The sequence below is a fragment of the Phormidesmis sp. 146-12 genome, from assembly GCF_052939495.1.
Window position 1 is genome coordinate 1 of sequence record NZ_JBJPHS010000086.1, and the last position, 26148, is coordinate 26148.

The window sequence follows — 26148 nt, forward strand, 5'->3', positions numbered from 1 at the left end:
CCAGAATCTAAGGTCTTACGGCGTTATCGCTGTCTAATTTTGTCCGGACTATTGGTTGATTGAAGTTGTAGCGAAACTGAGTAAGCGTCTGACCATTGCTGGGATTAATGATGGCAACCGTTGAGGTTTGACTGCGATGTGCCGCCAGAAAATCACTCAAGCCTAACTCTCTCGCTCTGGCTTCTGCTGCTTGAGTGGTGGTACGATTTGTTACGTCAAACACGACAAAATTTGCGCGATCGCCAAACTGCTGCTGCAACGATTCAGTGACAGGTCGAAGGCGTTGGCAAGCTGGACACCAATCGGCGTAAATTTTAACGATCGTCGGTTTGCCTTGAAGTTGAGCCGCGAGTTTATTACTGTTCGAGGCTTGAGCCACAGTCATCGATTGATCGATCGGTTGATGATCAGAAGCTTGCATTGCTTGAGAGACTTGAGTGTTGTCTGTAGCGCGTTGCCCAGCATTAGACAGGAAAGAGTACCCCGCAACAGATGCGACACCTACGACACTGACACCCATCAGTAGAATTGATTTGAGATGCTTCTTCATGGTTTCCTCCGAGATTAGGGATAGATGTGTTCGTAAAGCTTTGTTTGCCTTACAGTTACTAATCTCGTTGAGCTACATGATGCCCAAATGAAAAAACTATGAAAAAAAATTCATGGTTCTGCCTGGGTTTGCCGAAACTGTGGTAGCTGGATGGTTACGGTTGTCCCTGAAATTGCATCTGACTGGATCTTCAACTCGCCGTTGTGCGTCTCAATGATTCGTTTGACAATTGCTAATCCCAATCCTGTCCCGCAAGGCTTTGTCGTGTAAAAAGGCTGAGTTAACTTTGAGAGTTCATCAGGTGGAATCGGTTGTCCTCGATTGTGAACTTGAATGCAAACGTGGGAAGGTGAGGCAATCACACAACAGGTAATTTGGTCTCCAGGTTCGATCGCTTCACTCGCATTGCTAATCAAATTAATGATGACCTGCTTAAGGCGATTGCTATCTCCTAAAATCAGGCAGGGCGATGCTGCTGGAGTAAGTTGAAGGGATTGCCCTTGCCGCAGTGGAATCAGTTCAATCAACGGAAAGATCTCTTCCATCCACCGATCGAGGTCGAGTTGCGCTTGACAAATGTCACATCTTTTTCAGTTAGCCCCGCCTCTGCCAACACTTGCAGCACAAAGAAATGACCAATCCCGCCAATCTCTGCACCAATCTTTTTGCCTCTAAAATCCTGAACGCTGGCGATATTGTTGCGGGCCATAATCACATCTGCTCCAATAGACGTATCCTCAACCAGCACAATCTTAAAATCGCTGCCTTTTGCGGCTAGTGCAACGGCTTCTGAGGTAACTGGAGATAGCCCCTCTAATTTGCCAGATAGAAAGGCTGGAAACCCGGCCGCCACTGTTTCAAATACCTGTAGCTTGAGATCGAGTCCGAGATCTTTGAAGAATCCTTTTTCTAGACCAATGTGCAGGGGAGCGTTCCCAATCCAGGTCGTTGTGCCCATCGCAATGCTGCTTATAGAATTGCTGGCTGAGGGAGTTGTTGTGGAGGTGGATGCTTGGGAGCAGGCGTGTAAACCTACACTAGCGATCGCACCCGTAGCAAACCAAAGCGCTTGGCGACGAGTCATTCGACTGGATGGAAATTCGGGATTCATTATGGCTCCTCTTCTGAGTATCTGGTTGAAGCTTTATCCTGCTCAACATTAGGACGGTAGCACTAAAAACGAAACTTCGATACCGCCGTAAAATCTTTCCAGGTTGGAGTTTCCTTGTTCGTCGATCGCACTTCCCTGTCCCCTAAAAATGCGCTGAATGCGAAAGCGATGATAGTTTACTAATAGCTGTGGCAAGGTGACGTAGTGCGCTTCTTTGCCCGAAAAGAGAGTGCGATCGAGTTCGGGGAGACGATGCCAGGGACATTTCATCAACTCATGGTGAGCATTGTGGTAGCCAAAATTGAGCAACAGTAAATTTAGCCATTCGTAACGTTGGGAAACTAGATTTGAGAAGGTATTCGCTTGTTCGTGGGCCCGATCGCGCTTAGGAATCGAGGTGCCAATCGGAAACACTTCATAGGTATGCTGAAACGCATCTACAAATCGCAGTCCTGTGATCATGCCAACATAGGCGACGAAGTACAGCAGCAGTGCTTTGAGAGATACTAGCCCCAACACTGTAAACAATGTAGCTCGAATCGCTAAAATGATCAGAACTCTGACTCGTTCATCTTTACGATCAGATACTCGAAACGGAGCAGAAATTGATCGTAACCGTGACAAAAACGCTAATGCAGGAATATACACCCACTCCAACGCCAAAAGGGTTGCGCGCACGAATGCGGGCAGACGATTCAAAAACGAGGCTAAATCAAATCGACAGAAATCAACGCGATCGACGTGGTGAGCAATATGCAGCCTGGTCAAATCTTGAAAACGGGCATAACACCCCCCATTGAGCCACAGTACCAGGTCACCTGCGATCGCATTCCATTTTCGACTGTCAAAAATCGTGCCGTGCATCAACTCATGAGCAAGATAGGCAGAAATCATCAGGCTATGGGTCAACAGCAAAACACCTAGTGCATTAAGCCAACCATTGTTTTGTAACATTAGCGCAATTCCTCCAGCGTAGCCGCCAAAGGTGTAGAGAAAGGCGATCGCATTCCAAGCAGGTTTGTCTTGATGCAGAAAATATTGAGCGTCGATCGTGGTTGATTGTTGGGAAGCGGTACGAGTCATAATTTAAGGTCGAGAGGGTGATGCTAAAAAATCTCAAATCATAAAGCCCAGGAGAACGGTAACAGAACCATGCTGCTACTTAGACTCTCCCAGGCTGTCATTCTATGATGCTGGTACAGTAGAGGATTAACCTGCGTCCAACTTTGTGGACTATCAAAACCTAACTCATTAGATGACCTAACAAGCTTCTACCAGCAAAAACTAGACATTCGTTTTGGTAAACATTGTTTATCTTTCTAACATACACATTCAGACAGAAGGGTGTTGAAGGTAACAGTTTTTTTCTTTGTTCGCAGGCAAGTATAGCAGTTCTAAATCAGGTGTAAGAATCCTCAAACATCGGGTTATTAGTCGTTCTTGGGATTGATTTAATAAAACCGACCCTTGCATGGGGTGTGTTGGGCCACGCGAAACGCACCAATTGCATAGTTCAAGTTATTAGGGGAACAGTCGCAGATTGACGATCGTAACGAAGTAGTGCATCTTCACGCGATCGCTATGGTTGACCAAAACCGCCGCCGCCGGGTGTTTCGATCACAAATACATCCCCTGGCTGCATCTTAACTTCGGCTCTACTAGCCAACTGTTCAATCTCACCATTGCTGCGTTTTACCCAGTTTCGACCGACTGCACCAGGCTTGCCGCCATTTAAACCAAACGGAGGAACAATCCGATGTCCAGATAGAATTGCTGCGGTCATGGCTGCGCGAAACTGAATCTGACGAATCACACCATTACCGCCCTGATGTTGTCCTTGTCCGCCGCTATTAGCCCGAATCGCAAACTCCTCGACCCGCACCGGAAATCGCCATTCCAACACTTCTGGATCGGTGAGGCGCGAGTTAGTCATATGGGTCTGCACGGCATCTGTTCCGTTAAAGGTTGGCCCGGCTCCAGATCCCCCACAGATTGTCTCGTAGTACTGGTATTGCTCATTGCCAAAGGTGAAATTGTTCATTGTGCCTTGAGAAGCTGCCATCACGCCGATCGCACCATACAATGCATTCGCGATCGCTTGAGACGTTTCGACATTGCCTGCAACCACAGCAGCCGGATAGTTAGGATTGAGCAGACAGCCCTGCGGAACAATGATCTCCAATGGTTTCAAGCAGCCTGCATTAAGGGGAATATCATCGTCTAGTAGCGTGCGGAAGACATAGAGAACAACCGCTTTACAGATAGCAAGTGGTGCATTTAAGTTTGTCGATTGTTGGGGAGAGGTGCCTGTAAAATCAACTTGAGCAGCGCGATCGCTTTTATTAATCGAAATCTTGACTTGAATCTGACTGCCATCATCCAATGGGTAAGTAAATTGACTGTCCTGCAAAACCGCAATCACCCGCCGCACCGACTCTTCAGCGTTGTCTTGAACATGCTGCATGTAGGCTTGTGCTGTCTCTAACCCATAGTGCTGCACCATTTGTAAAAGTTCTTTAACACCTTGCTCATTGGCTGCAATTTGGGCTTGTAGATCAGCAACATTTTGATTGGGATTGCGAACTGGGTAAGCTCCAGAAGTCAGCAGTTGTCGCAGTTCTAGTTCACGGAATTGTCCGCGATCGACGAGTTGAAAGTTATCAATCAAGACCCCTTCTTGCTCCACTGAAGTACTGTGAGGCGGCATCGATCCGGGTGTAATGCCCCCAATGTCGGCGTGATGTCCCCGTGACGCAACATAAAACAGTGGATGAGTGCGATCGGCTTCTGAGAACATAGGTGTAATAACCGTGACATCAGGTAAATGAGTCCCACCGTTGTAGGGGTTATTAGAAACATAAACATCCCCAGGCTTGAGGGTATTGCCCTTTGAGCGAATTAAACTATGAATGCTCTCACTCATCGAACCCAGGTGTACCGGAATATGAGGAGCATTGGCAACTAGCTGCCCGTGTTGATCAAAGATAGCGCAAGAGAAGTCAAGTCGCTCTTTGATGTTGACTGAGTAACTTGTGTTTTGCAGGGTAATACCCATTTCTTCGGCGATCGCTCTCACCAGATTATTAAAAATCTCCAGCAATACGGGATCAGGGTTAGCTTGGATAGAATGGTGTCGAGTAGGCTGTTCTACTTGGGTTCTCGTGAGTACCAGATCATTGCGATCGGTGACTTCTGCAATCCATCCCGGCTCAACGACATTCGTTCCAGTAAGTTCGATAATCAGAGCGGCTCCTGAAATACGATCGCCTGTTTTTAAGTCACTGCGCTGGTAGATTGGGGCATCATGCCACTTGCCTTTGGTGTAGATTTGGACAACCTCAATGGCTTCTAGAACGGTTCGATTAAAGCTTGCTGTGATCGGAGCATTGGTGGGACTGTAAGCTTGTCCAATGGCTTCAATCGAAGCTGCTTCCACGATTAACGCTTTGTTCTGCATGGTGAACCCATAGCGTTGTTTGTAGGCTTGCTCAAACTGCGATCGCATCTCCTCCAGCGTGCCGAATGGAACAACCAGAGCGGAATCCGTTCCTTCATAGCGCAACTGTACACTAGATAAAACTTGAATGCGATCGGCTTCTACTCCTTGAGCCAGAATTTCAGCCTGCCCCGCGATTGCTAGTGCATCAAGTACCTGGTTGAGTTGGGACGCTGTGGTTAAGGGAGCTTCGATGGCTTGCTCTTTGAGCGATCGCAGGTCAGCTAACCCAATGCCATAAGCCGAGAGAACGCCCGCATAAGGATGAAGGAAAATCTGAGACATTCCCAATGCTTCAGCAATCAGGCAGGCATGTTGTCCTCCTGCGCCCCCAAAGCAGCAGAGTGTATAGTCTGTAATGTCGTAGCCGCGCTGAACGGAGATTTTTTTGATTGCATTAGCCATCTTGTCGATCGCGATTGCTAAAAAGCCGTCTGCGACCTCTTCTGGAGTCCGAATTTCTGTTGTCTCGCTGATTTTACTAGCTAGTTCTGCAAACTTCTGATGCACGACTTCTACATCCAGCGATCGGGTTCCCTCAACACCAAACACGGCTGGAAAGAAACCTGCTTGTAGTTTGCCGACTAACACATTACAATCCGTTACTGTCAACGGCCCGCCGCGCCGATAGCAAGCTGGGCCAGGAAAAGCGCCCGCCGACTGTGGCCCAACTCGATAGCGAGAACCATCAAACGTGAGAATCGAACCACCTCCCGCCGCAACTGTGTGAATTGCCATCATCGGTGCCCGCAATCGAACTCCTGCAACCTCAGTTTCAAAGGTGCGCTCATACTGCCCATTAAAGTGAGAAACGTCGGTAGAAGTGCCGCCCATATCAAAGCCAATGATCTGACCAAATCCCGCGATCGCACTTGTTTTGACGGCTCCGACAATGCCTCCGGCTGGCCCTGATAGAATGCTGTCTTTGCCCTGAAATCGTTGAGCGTCCGTCAGTCCACCATTTGACTGCATAAACATCAGCTTGCAAGTAGACTGGTCTGTTGAAGACAACTCGGCGGCAACACGACCTTTCAGGGTTTCGCAAAGCGAATCGACATAGCGCCGCAAAATGGGAGAAAGATAGGCATCAACCACCGTTGTATCACCCCGGCTAATTAGCTTCATCAACGGACTCACCTGGTGGGAAACTGAAACTTGAGTAAAGCCGATCGCTCGTGCGATTTCAGCCACCTGTTGTTCATGATCAGGGTAGCGATAGCCATGCAGAAAGGCAATTGCACAAGATCGAATACCGGATTTATACGCCGATCGCAGTGCTTCAACTAAACGTTCTATGTGAACGGAAACTAGCTCTTCTCCTTGAGCGCTATACCGTTCCTCAACTTCTATCACTTGTTCGTAGAGTGAAGTGGGTAAAACAATATGACGAGCAAAGATATTAGGACGATTTTGATAGCCAATCTTCAGCGCATCCCGAAATCCTCTGGTGATCAGCAGCACGGTTCGATCGCCCTTTCGCTCTAGCAAAGCATTTGTGGCGACTGTGGTTCCCATTTTTACGACTGCAATCTGCTCGGCAGGAATGGGACAATCTGAAGCAATGCCCATCACATCGCGAATCCCTTGAATAGGAGCATCTGGATAGCGATCGGGATTCTCAGAGAGCAGCTTGTGAACGACAATTTTACCGTCTGGACGTTGAGCAACAATATCGGTGAAGGTGCCGCCGCGATCGATCCAAAACTGCCAGCGTTGAGTTGTCTGCTGATTCAATCCCAGGTTAGTGTCTATCATTGCTTTGTAGAAGGCTCACATCGACCTATTAGATAAATGGTATAGCAATCCTATAGTTTGGAGATGGGTTGTGAATTTTTAGTCTCTCAGTTACTTTGAGCTTCGGCAAATTTGCTACTCTATAGCAGTTGTCCAGTCAGGTCATAACTTCAGGCAGCCAGTCAGTTGGGGATCAAGCAGCCACCGCTAAGTTTGAGAATTTAAGCCTTGGAAGACCTGTTGAGCGACCCTAAAAAAGCCTATGAAGTCAAGCTATTCGATCGCAGCAAGTGCCGGATCAAGTTAACCGAAGCAAGTAAGGCTTTTTTGTCGGAAATCACGATCGCACTGACTCATCTCGACCAAGCGATCACTCGAACTATAAGCCAGCTAGAAGTTCGCGATCGTGTCCAAGCGGCTCTTTGGGCAAAGCAGCATCTACATAGTTAGCGGGAGTTAGATGAAATCCTTCGTTAGGATAATAGCGCTACGATCCTGCTAAAGATGGCTTTGAATTTAGGTTTTGCTTGATGAAACTCTGGCACATCCCAATCGGGTGTATTGTCCTGCTCTAGCTGACTCGACTGCAAGTAGATGGGGTAGCGAATCTCAATCTGTAGCGCTTCGACTTGAGGGTGCAGCCCGTAATGTCTGGTGATATATCCCCCATTAAAAACTTTATTACGAACCACCTGATAGCCCTGTGTAGAAAACTCAGACTCGACGGTTGAGATCAAAAACTCAGAGCAACTTTTTCCATTGACATTGCCCAAACACACATCATCGACGATCGGCCCCAAAAAACTGTGTAGATCTAGTAGATAAACTCGACCAAAGCGATCGATCTTCTGAGTGAGTAAAGCTTCTAGCTGATGATGATAGGGGTAGTAAAACTGATCCATTCGGCTTGTCACCGCTTCTTGAGAAGGAGCAGTCTGATAGAGTGGCGCACCAAACGCAGTTTTTTCAGGAATTGCGGATTGCCAAAAGCTGCCAAATAATGGCTCTTGAGCCGATCGATTGAGGTCAACGACATAGCGGCTGTGGGTTGTGACTAGAACGGTAATTCCTAAATCAGACAAAAAATCATAGAGCTTGTCCAGGTGCCAATCTTGATGGGGAAGATAGTGCTGATAGGACTCATTGAGCGTCTGCACCATCGCATCGGGAACTATCAAACCACTATGAGGCAGACTAGCCACGATCGGGCATTGGTCAACATCAGGTAGATAAAGATGAAAAGGGTTGGTCACGCTACAGTCTACTGGCAGTATTTCCCTTCATCATCCCACGATCGCTCGGTAATTCTCATCCTCCACCGTCAATTACTAAGGGCTAATAAATCATCACTTGGACATCTTCACACAAGGTTCAGGACTGCTATAGAGATTGATTTGCAAACTTTTAGACTGGCAGTTCACATCCAGAATATTAATTATGAATTGATACAACTCACCCTTCCACCTAAAGAGAGAAGTTCTTGAAATTAGAAATTGTCAGAATGAGAACCTTATCGACAGGTAAAGACTGTCTTGGTTTAATCGCTGACACTTGCTTCAGTGTGATTCGTTTGTACATAAACTCTAGCGACCATTCTTGCAAAGCTGTGTCTGAACTACGCTCTGATTTATCTCAAGTTTCCACAGAAATTGACCACAAGCTAAAAATCATCCGGGCAACGCTTGACGAAGTAGGAGCGGCTGGACTTTGGCTACGGGGGACAGATTGGTTTATGTGGGCAACCGCAGGCGCAGCTCATACGGTGCTACTAGCCGCAGAAACCGGAGTTGCGGAAGTACTCGTGACGGCTGACGCTTCTTGGATCTTGACCAGTGAAATTGAGGCACCCCGCTTTAAGGATGAGGAGCTTTGGGGTCGCGATCGCTACATCTTGGCGACTTATCCCTGGGCAGATCCAACCGCACTCAAGCAGTTTGTGCAATCCGTGACGAATGACGGCAAGATAATCAGCGATCGTCCGATTTCTGGCGAGTCTATGTTGCCCTTGAGTTTAATTCAGCAAAAACGCATTCTACTAACGAGTGAAGTCGATCGCTATCGTCAAATTGGACGATTGGCCAGTGAAGCGATGACTGAAGTTCTGATGCAGGCCGAGCCGACCTGGACTGAGCAACAACTGGCTGGAGCCGGGGCACAAGCGCTTTGGAAGCGAGGACTTCATCCCGCCCTAACGCTGTCTGCTGGCGCACGTCGATCGCCGCTCTACCGTCATCCGGTGCCGACTTCTGAAGCGATCGGTCAACAGGCAATGTTAGTGTTTTGTGCGCGAGGAGCGGGGCTGTATGCCAACCTGACTCGGTTTGTTTGCTTTAAGCGGATAGATTTAGCCTTACATCGTCAAGTGGCTGAAGTTGAAGCGATTGCACTCAATCAGACTCAAATCGGAGCGCCCCTCAAGCAGGTTTATCAAGCGATCGCCCAGTCCTACAATCAACAAGGCGATCCAGATGCGATTCGCCAACATCATCAGGGGGGAACAACGGGCTATTTGTCTCGCGATGTGATTGCGACTCCTAGTACCGACGATCGACTGGCTGCACAGATGGCTGTTGCCTGGAATCCGAGTTTGCCAGGAGCCAAGATCGAAGATACCTTTATCATTCACTCTGACGGTCGTTTAGAAAATCTCACGGCTGATCCACAATGGCCAACAGTAGAAGTTGAGGGGCGGCAGCGTCCCGTTGTGTTGGAGCGATCGACATGAAGTTTGAGCAAGTTTTTAATGCGTCTCCCCAGGTTCAGGCAAGTGCGCCCGGACGAGTTAATCTATTGGGAGAACATACAGACTACAATGACGGATTTGTTTTACCTACTGCAATTCCTCAACAGACAACTGTTTGGCTGGGCTTGAGTCCTGACGATCGCCACCATGTCTACTCGACTGAGCTTAAAGAACAGATTGATGTCAGCCTTGATGACCCAACTCCCACAGGGTTTGCTAGCTATGTCTACGGCTGTCTCAAAGTGTTGAACAAAGCAGGCTACTCGGTGCCCCCGTTGAATGTATTCGTCACTTCCTCAGTCCCGATCGGGTCTGGTCTATCCAGCAGTGCTGCTTTAGAAGTGGCTACTTTACGATCGCTGCGATCGCTCCTTGGTCTCGATCTCGATGATGTTCAGATTGCTCAACTAGGACAACAAGCCGAAATTCAGTATGCGGGCGTGTCTTGCGGCATTATGGATCAAATGGCATCAAGTCTGGCAGACCTGCAACACATGCTATTTTTGGATACGCGATCGCTCGATCGACAGCTACTTCCTTTTCCCGCAGGTGCCGAAATCATTGTTCTCGATAGTGGAGTGCCTCGTAAGTTGGCGACCAGTGGCTACAATCAACGCCGCGCCGAATGTGAGGAAGCCGCAAAACAGCTAGGCGTGAAAGCGTTGCGAGATGTCAGCGACCTGTCAGCGATCGCTCACCTTCCAGAGTTACTCCGACAGCGATCGCGACATGTGATTACTGAAAACGATCGAGTTCTCAAAGTGCGATCGACCACTCTTTCGGCCAGTCAATTTGGAGAGTTGATGAATGCTTCTCATGCCAGCTTGCGCGATGATTACGAGGTTTCCGTCGCTGCGTTAGATAGCCTGGTCGATTTATTGCAAACAACTCCTGATGTGTTTGGTGCCCGATTAACAGGAGCCGGATTTGGTGGAGCTTGTGTTGCATTAGTCGCTGCTGGAAAAGGAGAAATGATCGCCCAGCAAGTCCTCGATCGCTATCAAGCAACCGGACAAACTGGACAAATTTTCGTTCCAAGCCAACAAAACTAGCGTCAGTTCAATTATCAGCACCCTTAGCTCCTTTGGGCAACCTCACAAAGTGATACAACATTAAAATTGAACTAAGACCGCCTGTAGTTCTTTTGCCTTTTCTTCAGGAAGCGCATCGTTTGCAAACAGTCCAGCCGCAAGCTCTGTCCCCGCCAAATACTTCAATCGATCGGGTGTCCGATAAGGAGGATAAAACTGCGCGTGTAGATGAAATTCGGGATGAGCTTCTCCATCTAAAGGCGCTTGAAACCAGGCCATCAAGTAAGGAAAAGAACGGTTCCACAAGCCATCATATTTCAGTGTCACAGTTTTTAAGGCTCTGGCTAAACTCGATCGCTGTTGTTTAGACAAATCTGCCAATGTAGACACAGGCTCAATTGGAGCAAGCCAAACTTCATAGGGGTAGCGGGCACACACAGGCACCCAGGCGATCGCCCAATTATCCTGATAGACAAGACGCTGATTGTCCTGAATCTCTTGTTGAATTAAGTCTTGTAGAAGTCCGCTTTGATGCTGTTGGTAATACACTTTTTGACAGTCCCACATTCGAGCCGGAACCGGAGGCACAACGGGATATGCATAGATCTGCCCATGAGGGTGATGCAGCGTTACCCCCACTTCAACGCCCTTGTTTTCAAACGGAAGGACATATTGAATTTGAGGATAACTGCCCAAAATGCGAGTACGATCGCCCCAAACTTGCAATAGTAAATCGAGATGATCGAGTTCTAAATTTCCCAACGTTGTATTTGGATTTTGGGTAAAGACTACAACTTCACAAGCACCATTGGCAGGTAGCGTATCTACAATTAACTGAGGTGGATTGTGGGATTGCATTGTCAGCGACGGAAACCGATTGTCAAACACCGCAATATCATAGTCTCCCTGGGGCAACTCAGTCGGAAACTGTGGATTTGTCGTGGCGGCTAAGGGATTGTATTCTGGCGGCGGCATAAAGGTGCGGCCCTGACGATGACTTGCATAAGCCACCCATTCTCCCCGCAGAGGATGCCAGCGCAGATGAGGATTTGCCACCACAGGGTCGTGACTCGGACTCGGTGCTTGAATGCTGGGATCGATGGGCGATCGGCTGTACAGGGTCAGCTTTCGGCCATCTGGCTTACACAATTCTTGGGCGTACATCTTTTAGTTGGGTGAAACAGTTGAAGTATGCAATTTTTGCTGCATTACATCTGCCCTCTAAAGTTGTAGATCCAGTCGATCGCTAATAAAAATTTTAGTCGGTGAATAGTCGCTAGATTTCTCATAGTCCCCCTTAAAAGGTCTGCTGTGTACACACACGTCGATCGATCTGTCATTGCTGAGATTCTTCGCCCCCTAAATCCCCCAAAAATGGGGGACTTTGAGCCGTCGTCATGACTTTGGACTTTGGAAATCTTTCCCTTCTCTTTCCTTGGTCAAAGTCTCCCAGAATGGGGGATTTAGGGGGCTGAAGCCGCCTGAAACGAAGCGAGTACACGGTAGCTTAAAAAGTCAGAAACCTGATGTGGAAAGACTTTTGGGAATTCAAAGATATCGTATTGCGATCGACTAGAATTCTTGAATGATCTTAAGTCAGCTTAGGGACAAACTCCCCCCGCGCCTGCTGGAAGTCCTCGACAAATGTCTTCAACCTTAAGAAATCCATCAGCGATCACAGTACTTTTGATATTCGATTTGTCCACAACTTGCGGGTTAGACAACGCAGACGGAATTTCGGCTCCTCCGCTTGTTTTGGTCACAGCGTTTGTTAGTGCTTTGAGATCGGTACCATTGCTCAACGCCGCGACTACTTTTCCAGTTGAGGTGGCGATGTCAATGATCGGCTTGTAGATTGTCATCGTTTGATCACCTGTGAGGATTGCCTGAATGTTAGAAGCATTTGCATCCTGTCCGGTGACCAATACTTTACCGTTGAGATTTTGCGATCGTAAGGCTGCGATCGCGCCCGTAGAGAGAATATCGCTGGCTGCATAAATCGCCTGGACGTTGTTGTTTTCCTGAGTGAGAACGCCGTCAGTCAACGATTGTGCCCTGGTAACATCCCAGTTGGGCGTATATTGATCAAAGACCAAATTCAATTCTTTACTATCAAACAGCGGCTTTAATTTATTCAGCGCACCTTGACGAAATTGCAGCGCATTGTTGTCGGTCTGTGAGCCGTTGAGCAGAACTACATTTGAGCCACGCTTGAGACCATAAGCACCTTTGCGATACTGGTCAATTATGTATTGTCCTTGCAGTTCACCGACGCGCACATTATCAAACGAGACGTAATAGGCCAGACCATCATCTTGAATTAACCGATCGTACGCTACCACAGGCACTCCAGCGTTTTTGGCAGACTGAACGATCGCGGCTGCTTTTTGACTATCTTTTGCGCCCACCACCAGAATACAAGCTCCACGAGTTAGCATTGATTCGGCTTGATTTTGCTGATTGTCGGCATCATTGTTGGCGTTGGCGTATTGAATCTGAACACCCGGCAGTTCTTTAGTAATTTGCTGTTGCAGCAGGGGACGATCGTAGGTTTCCCAGCGCGTTGAGGTGTCTGTTTCGGGGAGCAATAATCCGACGTTTTTGCAGCCTTTTGCAGCCTTAAAAGTGTCTGTGGTCGTTTGGTTTTGGGCAACGGGCGTACTGTTATCTGCGGATGGGTTGTTATTGGCGGGCGTTGAAGCGGTGTTGTTGGTGCAGGCAGCCAGAAATTGCAAAACAGAAAAAACACCCACAACCAAGGCAATGGGACGATTGCTAATCATGGAATATTAAATCCAAAAATGGAGTTGTCAGCGATCGAGAAAACTTTTACAACTGTTGTGAAGTGCGATTGTGCTAACCATTCTGATTGCTAACCATTCTGATTAATGTAGAGAAACGGCTAGAGACAATCTCAATTAACGTCAAATTAAGGAACTTTTTTGCTTCGCTTGCCGCTCCAAAAAGCCTCTCTAACTTCCCCACTACTAACGAACTCTAAACCCGCAAGTCTGGTCTGAAAGTCCCTCAGAATCGGGGAGTAGGGGGCAGAAGCGCTTAACACCAAAGCCAAAACATTCCGTCAGGTTGACATCAAATCAGCGTTGTAAAACTCTCCTCATGTGATCAATTATTGACAATCTCCATTTTTGTAACCTCACCCTTAGAGTAGGTGTTCCTCTACCTTGAGGCCTACCGTGTACACACCAGCCGTTAATTGCTTCGTTTGAATCGGCTTCTGCCCCCTAGATCCCCTACCAGTGAGGGACTTTCAAACCCTGAGAAGTTTCTTTGCATTCTAAAAGCCTTTCTTTCTCAAAGTCCCCCAGAATGGGGGATTTAGGGGGCGAAGCCTCTCGGCAATGACAGAACAATCAACTTGTGTGTAGACGGTAGACCTTGAGGCGGCGCGCTAAACGATGTTAGGTCGGCGTTCTTCTGCTGTCATATCAATCAGAGAATTTTGACCTAAAGTTGCCGCCGCGATCGCTTCAATGGGGATCTTGGGCGTGCGATCAATATACAGCAGCCCATTTGCCTCCTGAAAGGTATCGGTTAGCTGCGTATAGCAAAACCCACTAAACAATTCAACTCGATTGACCACATGCAGCAGGGCATCATAGCGATTCTGCAAATCAGTCGTATTGCTCGATCGGATATATCCCCAGGCTTTGTCAGCTTCGAGCGCTTTAGGCGGCGTGTAGGCGATCCCGCCAAATTCGGTGAGCATAATCGGCTGCCCCTCATGAGGAAACTGATCGAGGGTGAGAATGCGACCACCGGGACGTTGGCGATCGAACAACTCTGGCAGTTTTGCACTCGACTCATAGCGTTTGGCTAACCGCTGAGGCGTTTGATCATAGTCATGAATCGCCAGAATGTCAGTTGTCGTACTTTCCCAACCATCATTACCAATTACTGGACGAGTCGGATCGAGCGTTTTGGTTAAATAGTACAGGGCTTGAACACAGTGACGATGGGCTTCTGTTTCGACCAGGTTGGGCACTCCCCACGATTCGTTAAAGGGCACCCAGGCAACAATGCAGGGATGGCTAAAATCGCGCTCAATCACCTGTGTCCATTCTTCGGTCAGGCGCTTGACAGATTTGCCAGTAAACCGATAAGCACTGGGCATTTCTTCCCAGACCAGCAGCCCCAACGCATCAGCCCAATATAAAAAGCGAGGGTCTTCAATTTTTTGATGCTTTCGCACCCCATTAAAGCCCATCTGCTTGGTCAGTTCGACATCGAGACGCAGAGCCTGATCTGAAGGCGGAGTCAACAAGGTATCTTCCCAATAGCCCTGATCCAGCACCATTCGCATATAGTAAGGACGACCATTGAGCACCAATCGATCGCGTTGAATCGAAAGCGATCGCAGGGCCGTATAGGACTTTACTTCATCAAGCAGTTGGTCGCCGTGCCATAGCTGAATGTCGGCATTGATTAAGGTTGGTTTTTCGGGACTCCAGAGTAATTCGTTGCGGTAGTCGTCTATTCCTGGGTCAGAGAGCGCGATGCGACGATGGGTGTCATGGTTAATGATTTCGTAGCGATCGTTTGCCAACAATCGCCCGTCAACACTGAGTCTGACCCGAAGCTCCAATGCGTCGAGAACCTCACCCGCAACCGAGCCTTCAAATCCGATTTCCCAGCGTTCGAGGTCAGGAGTCCAGCGAATGCGATCGAGGTAAGTGGACGCAACTGACTCAAGCCAGACGGTTTGCCAGATTCCAGTAGTCCGGGGATACCAGATGCTGTGGGGTTCGAGTTGCCAATCTTGCTTGCCTCTGGGCTTTGCCAGGTCATGGGGGTCGTCTTGGGCCCAGACGATAATGTGTTGTACACCTGCCTGTAGTACCGACGTAATATCAAAGCTAAAGGGAGTATATCCGCCTTCGTGAGACCCGACAAAGTGACCATTTACCCACACCCGCGCTGAGTAGTCTACTGCGCCAAAATGGAGTAGGACTCGTTCACGACCTCGCCGCGTGATATCAAATTCGCGCTTGTACCAGCAGCTAGGGTGAAATCCGGTATCACCAATGCCACTGCGGGTCGATTCGGGTGAGAAGGGCACCTCGATCGTGTGTGTCCAGTCGGTGACATCAGCCGGGGTCGTCCAGGTTTCATCGTCATTGTAGGCAAAATCCCAGGTGCCGTTGAGCGTCGTCCAGTTGCCCCGCTGAAGCTGAGGGCGCGGATAGCCTGTTTCAAGCTGTCTCATCATCGCGAGTGCATTAGAATCTGACGGACAACGATCGTCCAAACACTTTCCAAGTAGTTTCATCGTCTCTTCCTTAAGAGGTAGCTCACCATTCCACTGTAGGAACTCGTTAGACATGTTACCTTTCGCAGCAATTCAACTTAACATTTTGTAGAAAATGAGCATAATTGCTGAGGAATATTGAGATCTCTGATTCTCTTTGTCTGAGGGAATTAAACTAACCCCTTTGCGAGTTATTTTGACCGCTATCTCAGTAAAAGAAAGCCATTTTTGTAACAGCCTATTCTGTATTTATTATAACAAATTATATTAACTATTTGGTTTGTAGCTGTTCATTTCGTATCTTACTTTCAGTAGACGCTATTTAAAAAGAATAGTTTCATCATGGGTTCAATCAGTGATCTAAAACGATAAGGATAAACGTCCATGTCAACGTCAGATCGGGCATTTATTAACGATCTACAGGGTATTGTATTAACAGGAAAAACGCTTTCTAAAGAAGCCTTACTACAGTCTTTTCAGTCAAGTTATTCAGCTTCAAAAACAGATTCTTCTAGACTAGAAACTCTCGTTTGTTTTTCACATTTACGTTGGAATTTTGTTTATCAACGACCGCAGCATCTCTTAAGTCGATGTGTTCAAGAATGCCGTGTGTTTTTTGTTGAAGAACCTATCTATGAGTCGGGTAGTACTTGGCAACTTAAAATTACTCAGCAGGACTGTGGTGTTTGGGTGGTCGTGCCTCATTTACCCAAAGGTCTTGGTCAAGAAATGCTAACCGCGATGCAGCGATCGCTGATTGATGAGTTATTTGCAGAGTATGCGATCGAGACTCCGATTCTCTGGTATTACACGCCAATGGCGCTGTCTTTTACAGATCATTTAGAGTCGCTTGCGATCGTTTATGACTGTATGGATCAGCTATCTGCCTTTAAGGGTGCATCACCTGCATTACAAGCCTTTGAACAACAACTCTTCGATCGCGCTGATCTGGTGTTTGCGGGCGGACAGAGTTTATATGAAGCCAAGCAGCAACAACATTCCAATATTCATGCTTTTCCGAGTAGTATTGACGTTCCCCACTTTGCTCAGGCTAGAAGAGAGACGAGTGATCCCGCAGATCAAGCTCTGATTGCTCATCCTCGACTGGGATTTTGTGGCGTAATTGATGAGCGGATGGATCTTGAGCTTTTAAAAGGCATTGCGACAGCCCGCCCTGATTGGCAGCTAATCTTAATTGGCCCTGTGGTAAAGATTGACTGCAAGAGCCTACCAATTGGTTCAAACATTCATTATCTAGGCAGCAAAGTTTACTCAGAGCTACCGACTTATCTTGCAGGCTGGGATGTAGCACTCTTACCGTTTGCCCGCAACGAGTCCACTCGATTTATCAGCCCGACCAAAACTCCAGAATACCTAGCTGCCGGAAAGCCTGTTGTTTCGACTTCGATTCGTGATGTGGTGCGTCCCTATGGGGAGTTGGGGTTAGTTCGTGTGGCTGATACCGTTGAAGGATTTGTAGCAGCGATCGGACAGTCCATGCAAGACTCGCAGACTTCAAACTGGCTGGGTCAAGTGGATGCCTTTCTTGCTCAAACTTCTTGGGACAAAACCTGGATGAGTATGAAGCAACTCATGACAGCCGTGATTACTCAAAAGCAGTCTCAAACAAATTAGACTTCTAATCCTGGTTAGCCTTTTGACGAATAAAGGCCTTGTGCAATTTAGGCTTTAGATTAAGTAGGTTTTTACTTCAAACTAATGTCCAGGTGACACAGGCTCAAAAGACATGACATTACAATAACCCTACAAGGAACTTCAATGTTTGATTATTTAATTGTCGGAGCCGGATTTGCAGGCAGCGTCTTAGCCGAACGATTAGCCAGTCAGTTAGGAAAGAAGGTTTTGATCTGCGATCGTCGCCCTCATATTGCGGGTAATGCTTATGATCACTACAACGATGATGGTATTTTGATTCATCGCTATGGCCCCCATATTTTTCATACAAATTCTCGCGATGTCTTTGAGTACTTATCAAACTTCACCGACTGGCGACGGTATGAACATCGAGTGCTGGCCAGTGTTGATGGTCAATTGGTGCCGATGCCGATTAACCTCGATACGATTAATAAGCTCTACGGGCTAAAGTTAAATTCTTTTGAAGTTGAAGAGTTTTTTGCATCGGTTGCAGAACCCAAAGACTATATTCGCACTTCAGAAGATGTGGTTGTCAGCAAAGTTGGACGAGAACTGTATGAAAAGTTCTTCCGCAACTACACGCGCAAACAGTGGGGGATCGATCCGTCAGAACTTGATAAATCAGTCACCGCCAGGGTGCCGACACGCACCAATCGAGACGATCGCTACTTCACCGATACCTATCAAGCGATGCCGCTCCACGGCTTTACTCGCATGTTTGAAAATCTACTGGTGCATCCCAACATCAGAGTTATGTTGAACACGGATTATCGTGAGATTCAACAAATGATTCCTTATCGCGAGATGATCTACACGGGGCCGATCGATGAATTTTTTGACTACCGTTTTGGCAAACTGCCTTATCGATCGCTCAACTTCAAGCATGAAACGCTAAATACAGTAACGCACCAACCTGCGGCGGTAATCAACTACCCCAACGAACACCTCTACACCAGAGTCACTGAGTTCAAATATCTCACTGGGCAAGAACACAACAAAACCAGCATTGTGTATGAGTTTCCGATGGCCGAGGGTGATCCTTACTATCCGGTTCCTCGTCCTGAGAATGCGGAGCTTTACAAACAGTACAAAACGTTGGCTGATGCGACTCCTAATGTGCATTTTGTCGGACGGTTAGCGACCTATAAGTATTACAACATGGATCAGGTGGTGGCTCAAGCATTGGCGGTCTATGCCAAAATAGCTGATTTGAGCCGCTGGCAACCCCAAGAGCAAAATGGCCGCGTTCTTGCCGCAACCACATAAACACCCGAAGCCACTAGCTCAAGCCTGGTTCCTCCCAAAGGAATCACTCACTATAGGGTGAGCACTTGGTTGACTGACAAAACTCCTGAAGCCCCCGTTTTTTGTAGGTTGGTGTTGAGCAACGCGAAACCCAACAGTCCCCTCTCTCACGTTGGGTTTCACCGAGTTCAACCCAACCTACTGGAAAAGATTTGTCAGTCAATCAGGGGTGAGTACTGTCTGCCTCACGATCGAGACTAGCAGTAGACTTCCTGCACGAATCATAGATGCCCTCCGAAGGCTCTTGCGAAGCTAACATTAATTGCTAAGGATCGTGAATTAAACAACCTGTAATTCTCGCGGTTTCGCTTCGTTTAATTAGACATTTCCAGAAATTAAATTAAGGCAAAGATAGCAGAACAATCAAGTTTTTATTGGAGAAGAGTATTGTTGAGTAAAAGCTTTGAGGTTTTCAAGTCAGATGAGAAACGAATTTTAGACGACCGTCTAAGTTTAAATCTTTTGGTTCTAAACTGACAACATCTGTCTGAAACCCTTGTGGCTTCGTGGAATTTGACCAAGTACGACTAAAAGCAAAATGCTCTCAGAGACAAGTCCAGACTGCCTTCTAAATTTTCGGATAGGTCTATTCGGCTTCTGCCCCCTAAATCCCCCAAATTTGGGGGACTTTGAACCGCGAAACTGCCTTAAATTCTAGAATGTCTGCTTTCTCAAAGTTCCCCAGAATGGGGGATTTAGGGGGCGAAGCAATCAGGCAATCATCGATCTTATTCAATTCACGATCCTAAGTATTCTGAAACGTAGCGATCGATGGGCTTGTGTGTACACGGTAGCTTTTTAAGGGGGGTTGGGCGAAATCTCCAGAGTCTCAGCGATCGGGTGCTTCAAGCGATCAAGATTCAGCAATCAACAGCAGGTTGAATTCTATTTGAATGAGCGAGAAAAAAGTCGTTCCCTAGATAGAAGTTAAGCAATGCCATGAGTCCTTAATCTCGCAGAATACTCTTCTCAAGGCTGGACATGGAAAGCTACGACCTGATTATCATTGGCGCAGGACACAATGCGCTAGTTTGTGCTGCTTACCTACTCAAAGCGGGATACCGTGTTTTATTACTAGAAAAAAATTCCATCCCTGGAGGAGCCGCCACCACAGAAGAATTAATGCCCGATGTTGCCCCTGGTTTCAGGTTTAACCCCTGTGCGATCGACCATCTTTTTATTCACTTAGGGTCAGTTGTTCAAGAATTAGAGTTGAGCAAATATGGGCTGGAGTATCTTTTCTGCGATCCCGTTGTCTTTTGTCCTCATCCTGACGGCAAGTACTTTTTGGCTCATCGCTCTGTCGAAGAAACCTGTGCTGAGATTGCTCGATACAGCCCGCGAGATGCTCAGAAGTATGCTGAGTTTACTGACTTTTGGCAACGGGTCATTAGAATGCTCACGCCACTCTTTAATGCGCCGCCTAAATCGATTGTGGACATGGCGGGTAACTATGACATCAGCAAGCTCAAAGACCTGTTCTCGCTGATGGGGTCGGGTGATCAGACGCTAGACTTCATCCGCACGATGTTTACTAGCCCGTTAGATGTAATTAATGAATACTTTGATTCAGAGTTTCTCAAGGCTCCCCTGGCTCGTCTAGCCGCCGAATTAAGTACGCCACCTTCTCAAAAAAACATGGCTGTGGGGTCGATTATGATGTCTCTGCGCCACAATCCCGGCATGGCTCGCCCCAAAGGAGGAACCGGAGCATTGACAGCCGCGATCGTGCGATGTGTGCAAGATTTGGGGGGCGAAATTAAGACAGACCAGTCGGTAAAAACGGTTTTAGTTGATGAAGGTCGCGCGGTTGGGGTACGGCTTGCCAATGGTCAAGAATATCGGGCAAAAGTTGGCGTTGTGTCTAGTCTGGATGCTCAACGATTGTTTTTGCAGTTGATGGAGCCGGGGGATGTGGATGCTGCGTTGCGCGATCGGATCAGTCGTCGCATCACCAACCACAACGAAGCCATTCTCAAAATTGATTGTGCGCTCTCAGAGGCTCCCCGCTTTGTTAATCACAATCATCGAGATGAGTATCTGATTGGATCTGTGCTGATTGCTGATTCGGTTGCTCAGGTTGAGTTAGCTCATACCGATCCCAATATTGGGCGCATTCCTCTAGAAGATCCGTCGATGTATGTCGTTGTCCCTACTATGCGCGATCCGTCGATGGCTCCAGAGGGCAAACATACCTTGTGGATCGAGTTCTTTGTGCCCTATCAAATTGCAGGTGCAGAAGGCACTGGACTAAAGGGAACAGACTGGACAGAAGAACTCAAAAACAAAGTTGCCGATCGCGTTCTAGATAAGCTGTCCGACTATGCGCCTAATGTCAAATCTAGTATGATTGCCCGTCGTGTCGAAAGTCCGCCAGAGCTAGAAGAACGTATCGGAGTTTTAAAAGGAAACTACTACCATCTGGATATGACCTTTGATCAGATGATGTTCTTTCGTCCGCTGCCAGAGCTTGCTAACTATCGCGCCCCGATCGAGGGATTGTTTCTAACGGGGGCAGGGACTCATCCCGGCGGCTCGATTTCAGGAATCCCCGGCCGCAACTGTGCGCGAGTTATTTTGCAAGACCAGCGTTCTTTATCTCAGGTGTTGTCGAATGCAGGTGATGTGATTCGATCGACTGCAAAATCTCTGACTAACCTGGTGGAGTAGGAGTGTAGCACTGTCATGTCCTTACCAGATCTTTAAACCAGAGATCTTGTTCTAAAGTCCTACCGAATTGGAGGGCAAAAGCTCAGAACATCGAAGTGGAGAATACTTCATTGAACTGACGTTTTTTGATGTCTGCTTGCAGTTGTACAGGTCGATCGCTTCATAAAAACGGCGTTGCTGAATCAGGGGGTGTGCCCCAAAGCGGCGGGAAACCCAAGGTTCAAAGTCCCCAAAGTTTGGGGGATCTAGAGGGCGAAAAGATGGACATTTCCCACAGATCCCTCCAATCAGCAACGCCATCAAAACAACTTGTCTGAACGGTTGTAACCATCCGCAATTCGCCTTTGTCGAAAAGTAACGGCGATCGCGACACCGCGTTGACTCAGTTTCGGTTGGCTTGATGATTCGCGTTGAGGTCTGGCAGCTTGACACTTGCCATCGTGAAGGTTGAGGTTATACTACAGATACTACAACTGGATTTGAGGGCGATCCAAAGTTTGGCTATCCTCAGATCCCGGCTCAACTCATCCACCATGCTGCTGACGATTACTACGACTCACTCACCCGCGACAGATTTGGGCTATCTGCTGGGCAAGCATCCCGATCGCTTTCAATCGTTCGATCTGTCGTTTGGACGCGCACAGGTTTTTTACCCCGAAGCAACGCCCGATCGCTGCACTGTTGTTCTGTTGTTAGAGATTGATCCCGTTAAATTGGTGCGCGGTCAAGCTACGACATTAGATCAATATGTCAACGATCGCCCCTATGTGGCTTCTTCGTTTATGAGTGTTGCGATCGCTCAAGTGTTTCGCTCGGCACTATCGGGTCAGTGTAAAGATCGTCCTGATCTGACCTCACAGCCAATTCCTCTCTGGGTAAAGCTCTCGGTGCTTCCTTGTCGCGGTGGTCAAGAGTTTTTGCATCGCTTATTTGAGCCGCTGGGATATGTTGTGACGACAACACAGCTTGCATTAGACGAACACTTTCCAGAGTGGGGAAACAGCTTCTACTACAGCGTCGAGCTAGTAACAACAACAACGCTACAAACACTGCTGAGTCATTTGTATGTGTTAGTTCCCGTGTTGGATGAAGATAAACATTATTGGGTTGGGGAAGAAGAAGTCGAGAAACTGCTGCGGCATGGAGAAAGCTGGCTAAGTTCGCATCCTGAAAAAGTGCAAATTACTCAGCGTTATCTCAAGCGACAAAAGCATCTTGCCCAGGCAGCACTCGCCCAATTAAGCTCAGAAGAATCGCCTGAACCCATTAGCTCATACCAGGCTGAAGCCAGTGAGAAACCAATTAGCCTAAATCAAATACGCTATGAAACTGTGATTGATAGCCTCAAACAATTTCATGCAAAACGAGTGATTGATTTGGGTTGCGGAGAAGGAAAACTAGTTGCTCAGTTAGCCAAAGATGTGTTTTTTGAGCAGATTACAGGACTGGATGTTTCGTCTCGATCGCTAGAAATCGCCCAAGAAAAATTAGATCGCCTTTTGATTTCAGAGTCCCAAAAGCAAAGAATTCACCTCTTTCAAGGCGCATTGACCTATCGCGATCGCCGCTTAGAAAATTACGATGCCGCTACCCTGGTCGAAGTTATTGAACACCTCGACGAATCAAGACTTGCCGCATTAGAACGAGTCGTCTTTGAATTTGCCCATCCGCGCATCGTTTTAGTCACAACTCCCAACCGTGAATACAACGTTAAATTTATAACATTAGCAACGGGAATGTTACGCCATCACGATCACCGATTTGAATGGACACGCCAAGAATTTCAAACCTGGGCGACTACAGTTTCTCAACGGTTTGGTTACACAGTCAGTTTCGCGGATATCGGAGCGCTCGATTTAGTCGTAGGTGCCCCGACGCAACTGGCAATTTTTGAAGAGAGCAGCCCATGAACATCACAATTCCTGAACTTTCGTTAGTTACTTTAATCGGGGCTTCTGGCTCTGGAAAATCAACCTTTGCCCATCAGCATTTTTTGCCCACTGAAATAGTCTCATCTGATGTTTGTCGCGGTTTGGTCTCAGACAACCCATTGGATCAATCTGCCACTCAAGATGCATTTGATGTGTTGCATTACGTTGCCGCAAAACGCCTCGATCGAGCACGATTAACCGTCATTGATGCCACCAACACTCAGCCCGCAGACCGCAAACATCTGATTCAACTGGCGCGACGCTATCACTGTCTTCCGATCGCAATTGTATTGAATCTACCGGAGCAGGTGTGCCTTGATCGCAATCATCGTCGCCCCGATCGTCAGTTTGGCGATCATGTGGTTCGTCGCCATATTCAAAACATTCACAGATCCCTCAAAGGACTTCAGCGCGAGGGATTTCGTCAAGTTCATATACTTTCTTCGATCGAGCAAATTGAGTCCGTTGAAATCATCCGTCAACCGCTCTGGAACAACAAAAAACACGAACACGGCCCTTTCGATATTATTGGCGATGTGCATGGCTGCTGTGACGAATTAGAAACACTTTTGCGAACACTGGGATATCAACTTAAAGAACAAACCTATCATCATCCAGAAGATCGGAAAGTGATCTTTTTGGGAGATTTAGTCGATCGCGGCGATCGTATTCTTGACACATTGAATCTGGTGCAAAAAATGGTCGCGGCGGGAAGTGCGCTCTGTGTTCCGGGCAATCACGACTACAAGCTACTTCGCAAGCTCAAAGGTCAAACCGTCAAAGTCAATCATGGCCTCGACAAAACCCTAAAAGAACTCGAATCACTAGAAGAATCTGACCTGCGATCGCTGCAATCTTTTCTCGATTCTCTGGTCAGTCACTATGTGTTAGATCAAGGTCGTCTCGTCGTTGCTCACGCTGGTATGAAACAAGCCTATCAAGGGCGCGGGTCGGCTCAAGTTCGAGAGTTTGCATTGTATGGGGAGACGACTGGAGAAATCGACGAATTTGGGCTGCCTGTGCGCTATAACTGGGCATCGGATTATCGAGGCGAGGCGATCGTCGTGTATGGTCATACGCCTGTCCCGACTCCTGTATGGCTTAATGGCACGATCGACATCGATACGGGCTGTGTGTTTGGCGGCAATCTGACTGCACTACGCTATCCCGAAAAAGAACTGGTTTCGGTTCCCGCTCAAAAGGTTTATTGTGAGCCGATTCGCCCGCTGGTTGCTCAGTCTACTTTGACGCTTCAACAACAGGATGATGACGTTTTAGATATCGCGGATGTCACAGGCAAACGCATGATTACGCCACGCTTACATCGTCCGATTACGATTCGTCCAGAGAATGCGATCGCAGCGTTAGAAGTGATGAGTCGGTTTGCGGCCGATCCCAAGTGGTTGATCTACCTGCCGCCCACGATGTCCCCGGTTGAAACTTCTAAAGAAGCAGGCTTTTTAGAACATCCTGCCGAAGCCTTTGCGTATTATCGCAAGCAGGGAATTACAGAAGTGGTGTGCGAAGAGAAACATATGGGATCGCGGGCAGTTGTGATTGTCTGCAAATCCTCCGACGTTGCACAAGTGCGATTTGGTGTGACAGATAATCGGTTTGGCATTTGCTACACGCGCACCGGACGACCTTTTTTCGACAATCGTTCACTCGAAACGGAATTTTTAGATCGACTGCGATCGACCCTTTCTGCCACTGATTTTTGGGAGGACTTGCAAACCGATTGGGTGTGTCTCGACTGCGAACTCATGCCCTGGTCGGTCAAAGCTCAACAACTTTTGCGACAGCAGTACGCTCCCGTCGGAAGGGCTGCCCAAACTGCCTTGACAGATGCGATCGCGCTCCTAACCCAGGCTAAATCGCGAGGCATCGACGTGCCATTAACCCACTATCAGCAGCGATCGCAGCTTACTCAACAATATTGTCAAGCTTACCGTCGTTACTGTTGGTCAGTGTCCTCGATCGCCGACCTCAAACTCGCCCCCTTTCATCTCCTCGCCACAGAGGGAACGGTTCACACGGACAAATCTCACCTGTGGCATCTCGAACAAATCGCCAAATTCGCTCGATCCGACTCTGATCTTCTTTTAGCAACGGCTGCTCAAATCGTTGATACGACAAATCCTGAAAGCGTCGCAACAGGAATCAACTGGTGGCTTGATCGCACTCAGCAAGGCAGCGAAGGCATGGTAGTAAAGCCACTCGAATTTATTCCTCAATCGCGATCGGTGCAGCCTGCGGTCAAGTGTCGAGGACAAGAGTATCTACGAATCATCTATGGGGCTGAGTATTCGCTTCCTCAAAACCTGGAAAGACTGCGAAAAAGAGGATTATCAGGTAAGCGATCGCTCGCCTTGCGAGAATTTGCCCTGGGACTTGAAGCCCTCGATCGCTTCGTCGCCAAAGAGCCACTCCGCCGCGTGCACGAATGTACATTCGGAGTTTTAGCCCTGGAAACTGAACCGATCGATCCCAGACTCTAAACCTGCCCCATTCCCTAAATCCCCCATTCTGGGAGACTTTGACCAAGGAAAGATTCCCAAAGTTCAAAGCCATGACGACGGCTCAAAGTCCCTCACTTGTGGTAGGGTTGATTTATTCTAGGGAGAGAAAAGCGAACAGCCGATTCCCTCATTA

At 47.8% G+C, this 26148-nt stretch carries 17 protein-coding genes; 8 read left to right on the top strand and 9 right to left on the bottom strand.

Annotation, left to right across the window (positions count from 1 at the left end):
- Positions 1-7: 7 nt before the first annotated feature.
- From ACKFKF_RS26365 to ACKFKF_RS26385, 5 genes are all read right to left on the bottom strand, one after another.
- A complete protein-coding gene (locus ACKFKF_RS26365) occupies positions 8-550 on the bottom strand; it encodes a thioredoxin domain-containing protein (RefSeq protein WP_446870381.1) in 543 nt (180 codons plus the stop codon).
- A 110-nt stretch (positions 551-660) separates the two neighbouring features.
- Positions 661-1095, bottom strand: coding sequence for a sensor histidine kinase (locus ACKFKF_RS26370; RefSeq protein WP_446870382.1), 435 nt, complete (start codon positions 1093-1095; stop codon positions 661-663).
- Positions 1074-1661 (bottom strand): ABC transporter substrate-binding protein, encoded by a 588-nt coding sequence (locus tag ACKFKF_RS26375; RefSeq protein ID WP_446870383.1) that lies wholly within the window; start codon positions 1659-1661, stop codon positions 1074-1076. Before ACKFKF_RS26375 ends, ACKFKF_RS26370 begins: the two co-directional genes overlap by 22 nt.
- 48 nt (positions 1662-1709) lie before the next feature.
- Positions 1710-2744 carry a fatty acid desaturase family protein gene (locus ACKFKF_RS26380; protein WP_446870384.1) on the bottom strand — a complete coding sequence of 345 codons (1035 nt, stop codon included), beginning with the start codon at positions 2742-2744 and terminating at the stop codon, positions 1710-1712.
- A 496-nt stretch (positions 2745-3240) separates the two neighbouring features.
- Complete coding sequence (locus tag ACKFKF_RS26385) at positions 3241-6912, bottom strand: hydantoinase B/oxoprolinase family protein (protein WP_446870385.1); 3672 nt, start codon at positions 6910-6912, stop codon at positions 3241-3243.
- A gap of 207 nt (positions 6913-7119) precedes the next feature.
- On the opposite strand from ACKFKF_RS26385, the gene ACKFKF_RS26390 reads away from it, so the two are divergent.
- A complete protein-coding gene (locus ACKFKF_RS26390; RefSeq protein ID WP_446870386.1) occupies positions 7120-7341 on the top strand; it encodes a hypothetical protein in 222 nt (73 codons plus the stop codon).
- 23 nt (positions 7342-7364) lie between these two features.
- Here the strand turns inward: ACKFKF_RS26390 and ACKFKF_RS26395 are convergent, their stop codons facing one another.
- On the bottom strand, positions 7365-8144 hold the full coding sequence (locus ACKFKF_RS26395) for an N-formylglutamate amidohydrolase (protein ID WP_446870387.1): 780 nt from the start codon (positions 8142-8144) through the stop codon (positions 7365-7367).
- A gap of 353 nt (positions 8145-8497) precedes the next feature.
- On the opposite strand from ACKFKF_RS26395, the gene ACKFKF_RS26400 reads away from it, so the two are divergent.
- Positions 8498-9616: a M24 family metallopeptidase gene (locus tag ACKFKF_RS26400; protein WP_446870388.1), complete on the top strand. Its 1119-nt coding sequence runs from the start codon at positions 8498-8500 to the stop codon at positions 9614-9616.
- On the top strand, positions 9613-10686 hold the full coding sequence (gene galK / locus ACKFKF_RS26405; protein ID WP_446870389.1) for a galactokinase: 1074 nt from the start codon (positions 9613-9615) through the stop codon (positions 10684-10686). The genes ACKFKF_RS26400 and galK overlap by 4 nt, the downstream gene beginning before the upstream one ends.
- A 60-nt stretch (positions 10687-10746) precedes the next feature.
- Here galK and galT read toward each other — a convergent pair whose 3' ends face one another.
- From galT to ACKFKF_RS26420, 3 genes are all read right to left on the bottom strand, one after another.
- Positions 10747-11829: a galactose-1-phosphate uridylyltransferase gene (galT, locus tag ACKFKF_RS26410; RefSeq protein WP_446870390.1), complete on the bottom strand. Its 1083-nt coding sequence runs from the start codon at positions 11827-11829 to the stop codon at positions 10747-10749.
- 437 nt (positions 11830-12266) lie between these two features.
- Complete coding sequence (locus ACKFKF_RS26415; protein WP_446870391.1) at positions 12267-13448, bottom strand: sugar ABC transporter substrate-binding protein; 1182 nt, start codon at positions 13446-13448, stop codon at positions 12267-12269.
- 629 nt (positions 13449-14077) lie between these two features.
- Positions 14078-15955 carry a glycoside hydrolase family 2 protein gene (locus tag ACKFKF_RS26420; protein ID WP_446870392.1) on the bottom strand — a complete coding sequence of 626 codons (1878 nt, stop codon included), beginning with the start codon at positions 15953-15955 and terminating at the stop codon, positions 14078-14080.
- A gap of 588 nt (positions 15956-16543) precedes the next feature.
- Between ACKFKF_RS26420 and ACKFKF_RS26425 the strand changes: the two genes are divergently transcribed.
- From ACKFKF_RS26425 to ACKFKF_RS26445, 5 genes are all read left to right on the top strand, one after another.
- Complete coding sequence (locus ACKFKF_RS26425; RefSeq protein ID WP_446870393.1) at positions 16544-17569, top strand: glycosyltransferase; 1026 nt, start codon at positions 16544-16546, stop codon at positions 17567-17569.
- 144 nt (positions 17570-17713) lie between these two features.
- A complete protein-coding gene (gene glf / locus ACKFKF_RS26430) occupies positions 17714-18856 on the top strand; it encodes a UDP-galactopyranose mutase (protein WP_446870394.1) in 1143 nt (380 codons plus the stop codon).
- 1020 nt (positions 18857-19876) lie between these two features.
- Complete coding sequence (crtO, locus tag ACKFKF_RS26435; RefSeq protein WP_446870395.1) at positions 19877-21565, top strand: beta-carotene ketolase CrtO; 1689 nt, start codon at positions 19877-19879, stop codon at positions 21563-21565.
- A gap of 533 nt (positions 21566-22098) precedes the next feature.
- Positions 22099-23475 (top strand): 3' terminal RNA ribose 2'-O-methyltransferase Hen1, encoded by a 1377-nt coding sequence (locus ACKFKF_RS26440; protein WP_446870396.1) that lies wholly within the window; start codon positions 22099-22101, stop codon positions 23473-23475.
- Positions 23472-25994: a polynucleotide kinase-phosphatase gene (locus ACKFKF_RS26445; RefSeq protein ID WP_446870397.1), complete on the top strand. Its 2523-nt coding sequence runs from the start codon at positions 23472-23474 to the stop codon at positions 25992-25994. The genes ACKFKF_RS26440 and ACKFKF_RS26445 overlap by 4 nt, the downstream gene beginning before the upstream one ends.
- Positions 25995-26148: the final 154 nt, after the last annotated feature.

Excerpts from the sequence above, each read along its gene's own strand:
- ACKFKF_RS26445 (WP_446870397.1), top strand. The coding sequence starts at position 23,472 with ATGAACATCACAATTCCTGAACTTTCGTTAGTTACTTTAATCGGGGCT.
- galT (WP_446870390.1), bottom strand. The coding sequence starts at position 11,829 with ATGTACGCCCAAGAATTGTGTAAGCCAGATGGCCGAAAGCTGACCCTG.
- ACKFKF_RS26420 (WP_446870392.1), bottom strand. The coding sequence starts at position 15,955 with ATGAAACTACTTGGAAAGTGTTTGGACGATCGTTGTCCGTCAGATTCT.
- ACKFKF_RS26380 (WP_446870384.1), bottom strand. The coding sequence starts at position 2,744 with ATGACTCGTACCGCTTCCCAACAATCAACCACGATCGACGCTCAATAT.
- ACKFKF_RS26375 (WP_446870383.1), bottom strand. The coding sequence starts at position 1,661 with ATGAATCCCGAATTTCCATCCAGTCGAATGACTCGTCGCCAAGCGCTT.
- ACKFKF_RS26415 (WP_446870391.1), bottom strand. The coding sequence starts at position 13,448 with ATGATTAGCAATCGTCCCATTGCCTTGGTTGTGGGTGTTTTTTCTGTT.
- ACKFKF_RS26370 (WP_446870382.1), bottom strand. The coding sequence starts at position 1,095 with ATGGAAGAGATCTTTCCGTTGATTGAACTGATTCCACTGCGGCAAGGG.
- glf (WP_446870394.1), top strand. The coding sequence starts at position 17,714 with ATGTTTGATTATTTAATTGTCGGAGCCGGATTTGCAGGCAGCGTCTTA.
- crtO (WP_446870395.1), top strand. The coding sequence starts at position 19,877 with ATGGAAAGCTACGACCTGATTATCATTGGCGCAGGACACAATGCGCTA.
- galK (WP_446870389.1), top strand. The coding sequence starts at position 9,613 with ATGAAGTTTGAGCAAGTTTTTAATGCGTCTCCCCAGGTTCAGGCAAGT.
- ACKFKF_RS26365 (WP_446870381.1), bottom strand. The coding sequence starts at position 550 with ATGAAGAAGCATCTCAAATCAATTCTACTGATGGGTGTCAGTGTCGTA.
- ACKFKF_RS26440 (WP_446870396.1), top strand. The coding sequence starts at position 22,099 with ATGCTGCTGACGATTACTACGACTCACTCACCCGCGACAGATTTGGGC.
- ACKFKF_RS26385 (WP_446870385.1), bottom strand. The coding sequence starts at position 6,912 with ATGATAGACACTAACCTGGGATTGAATCAGCAGACAACTCAACGCTGG.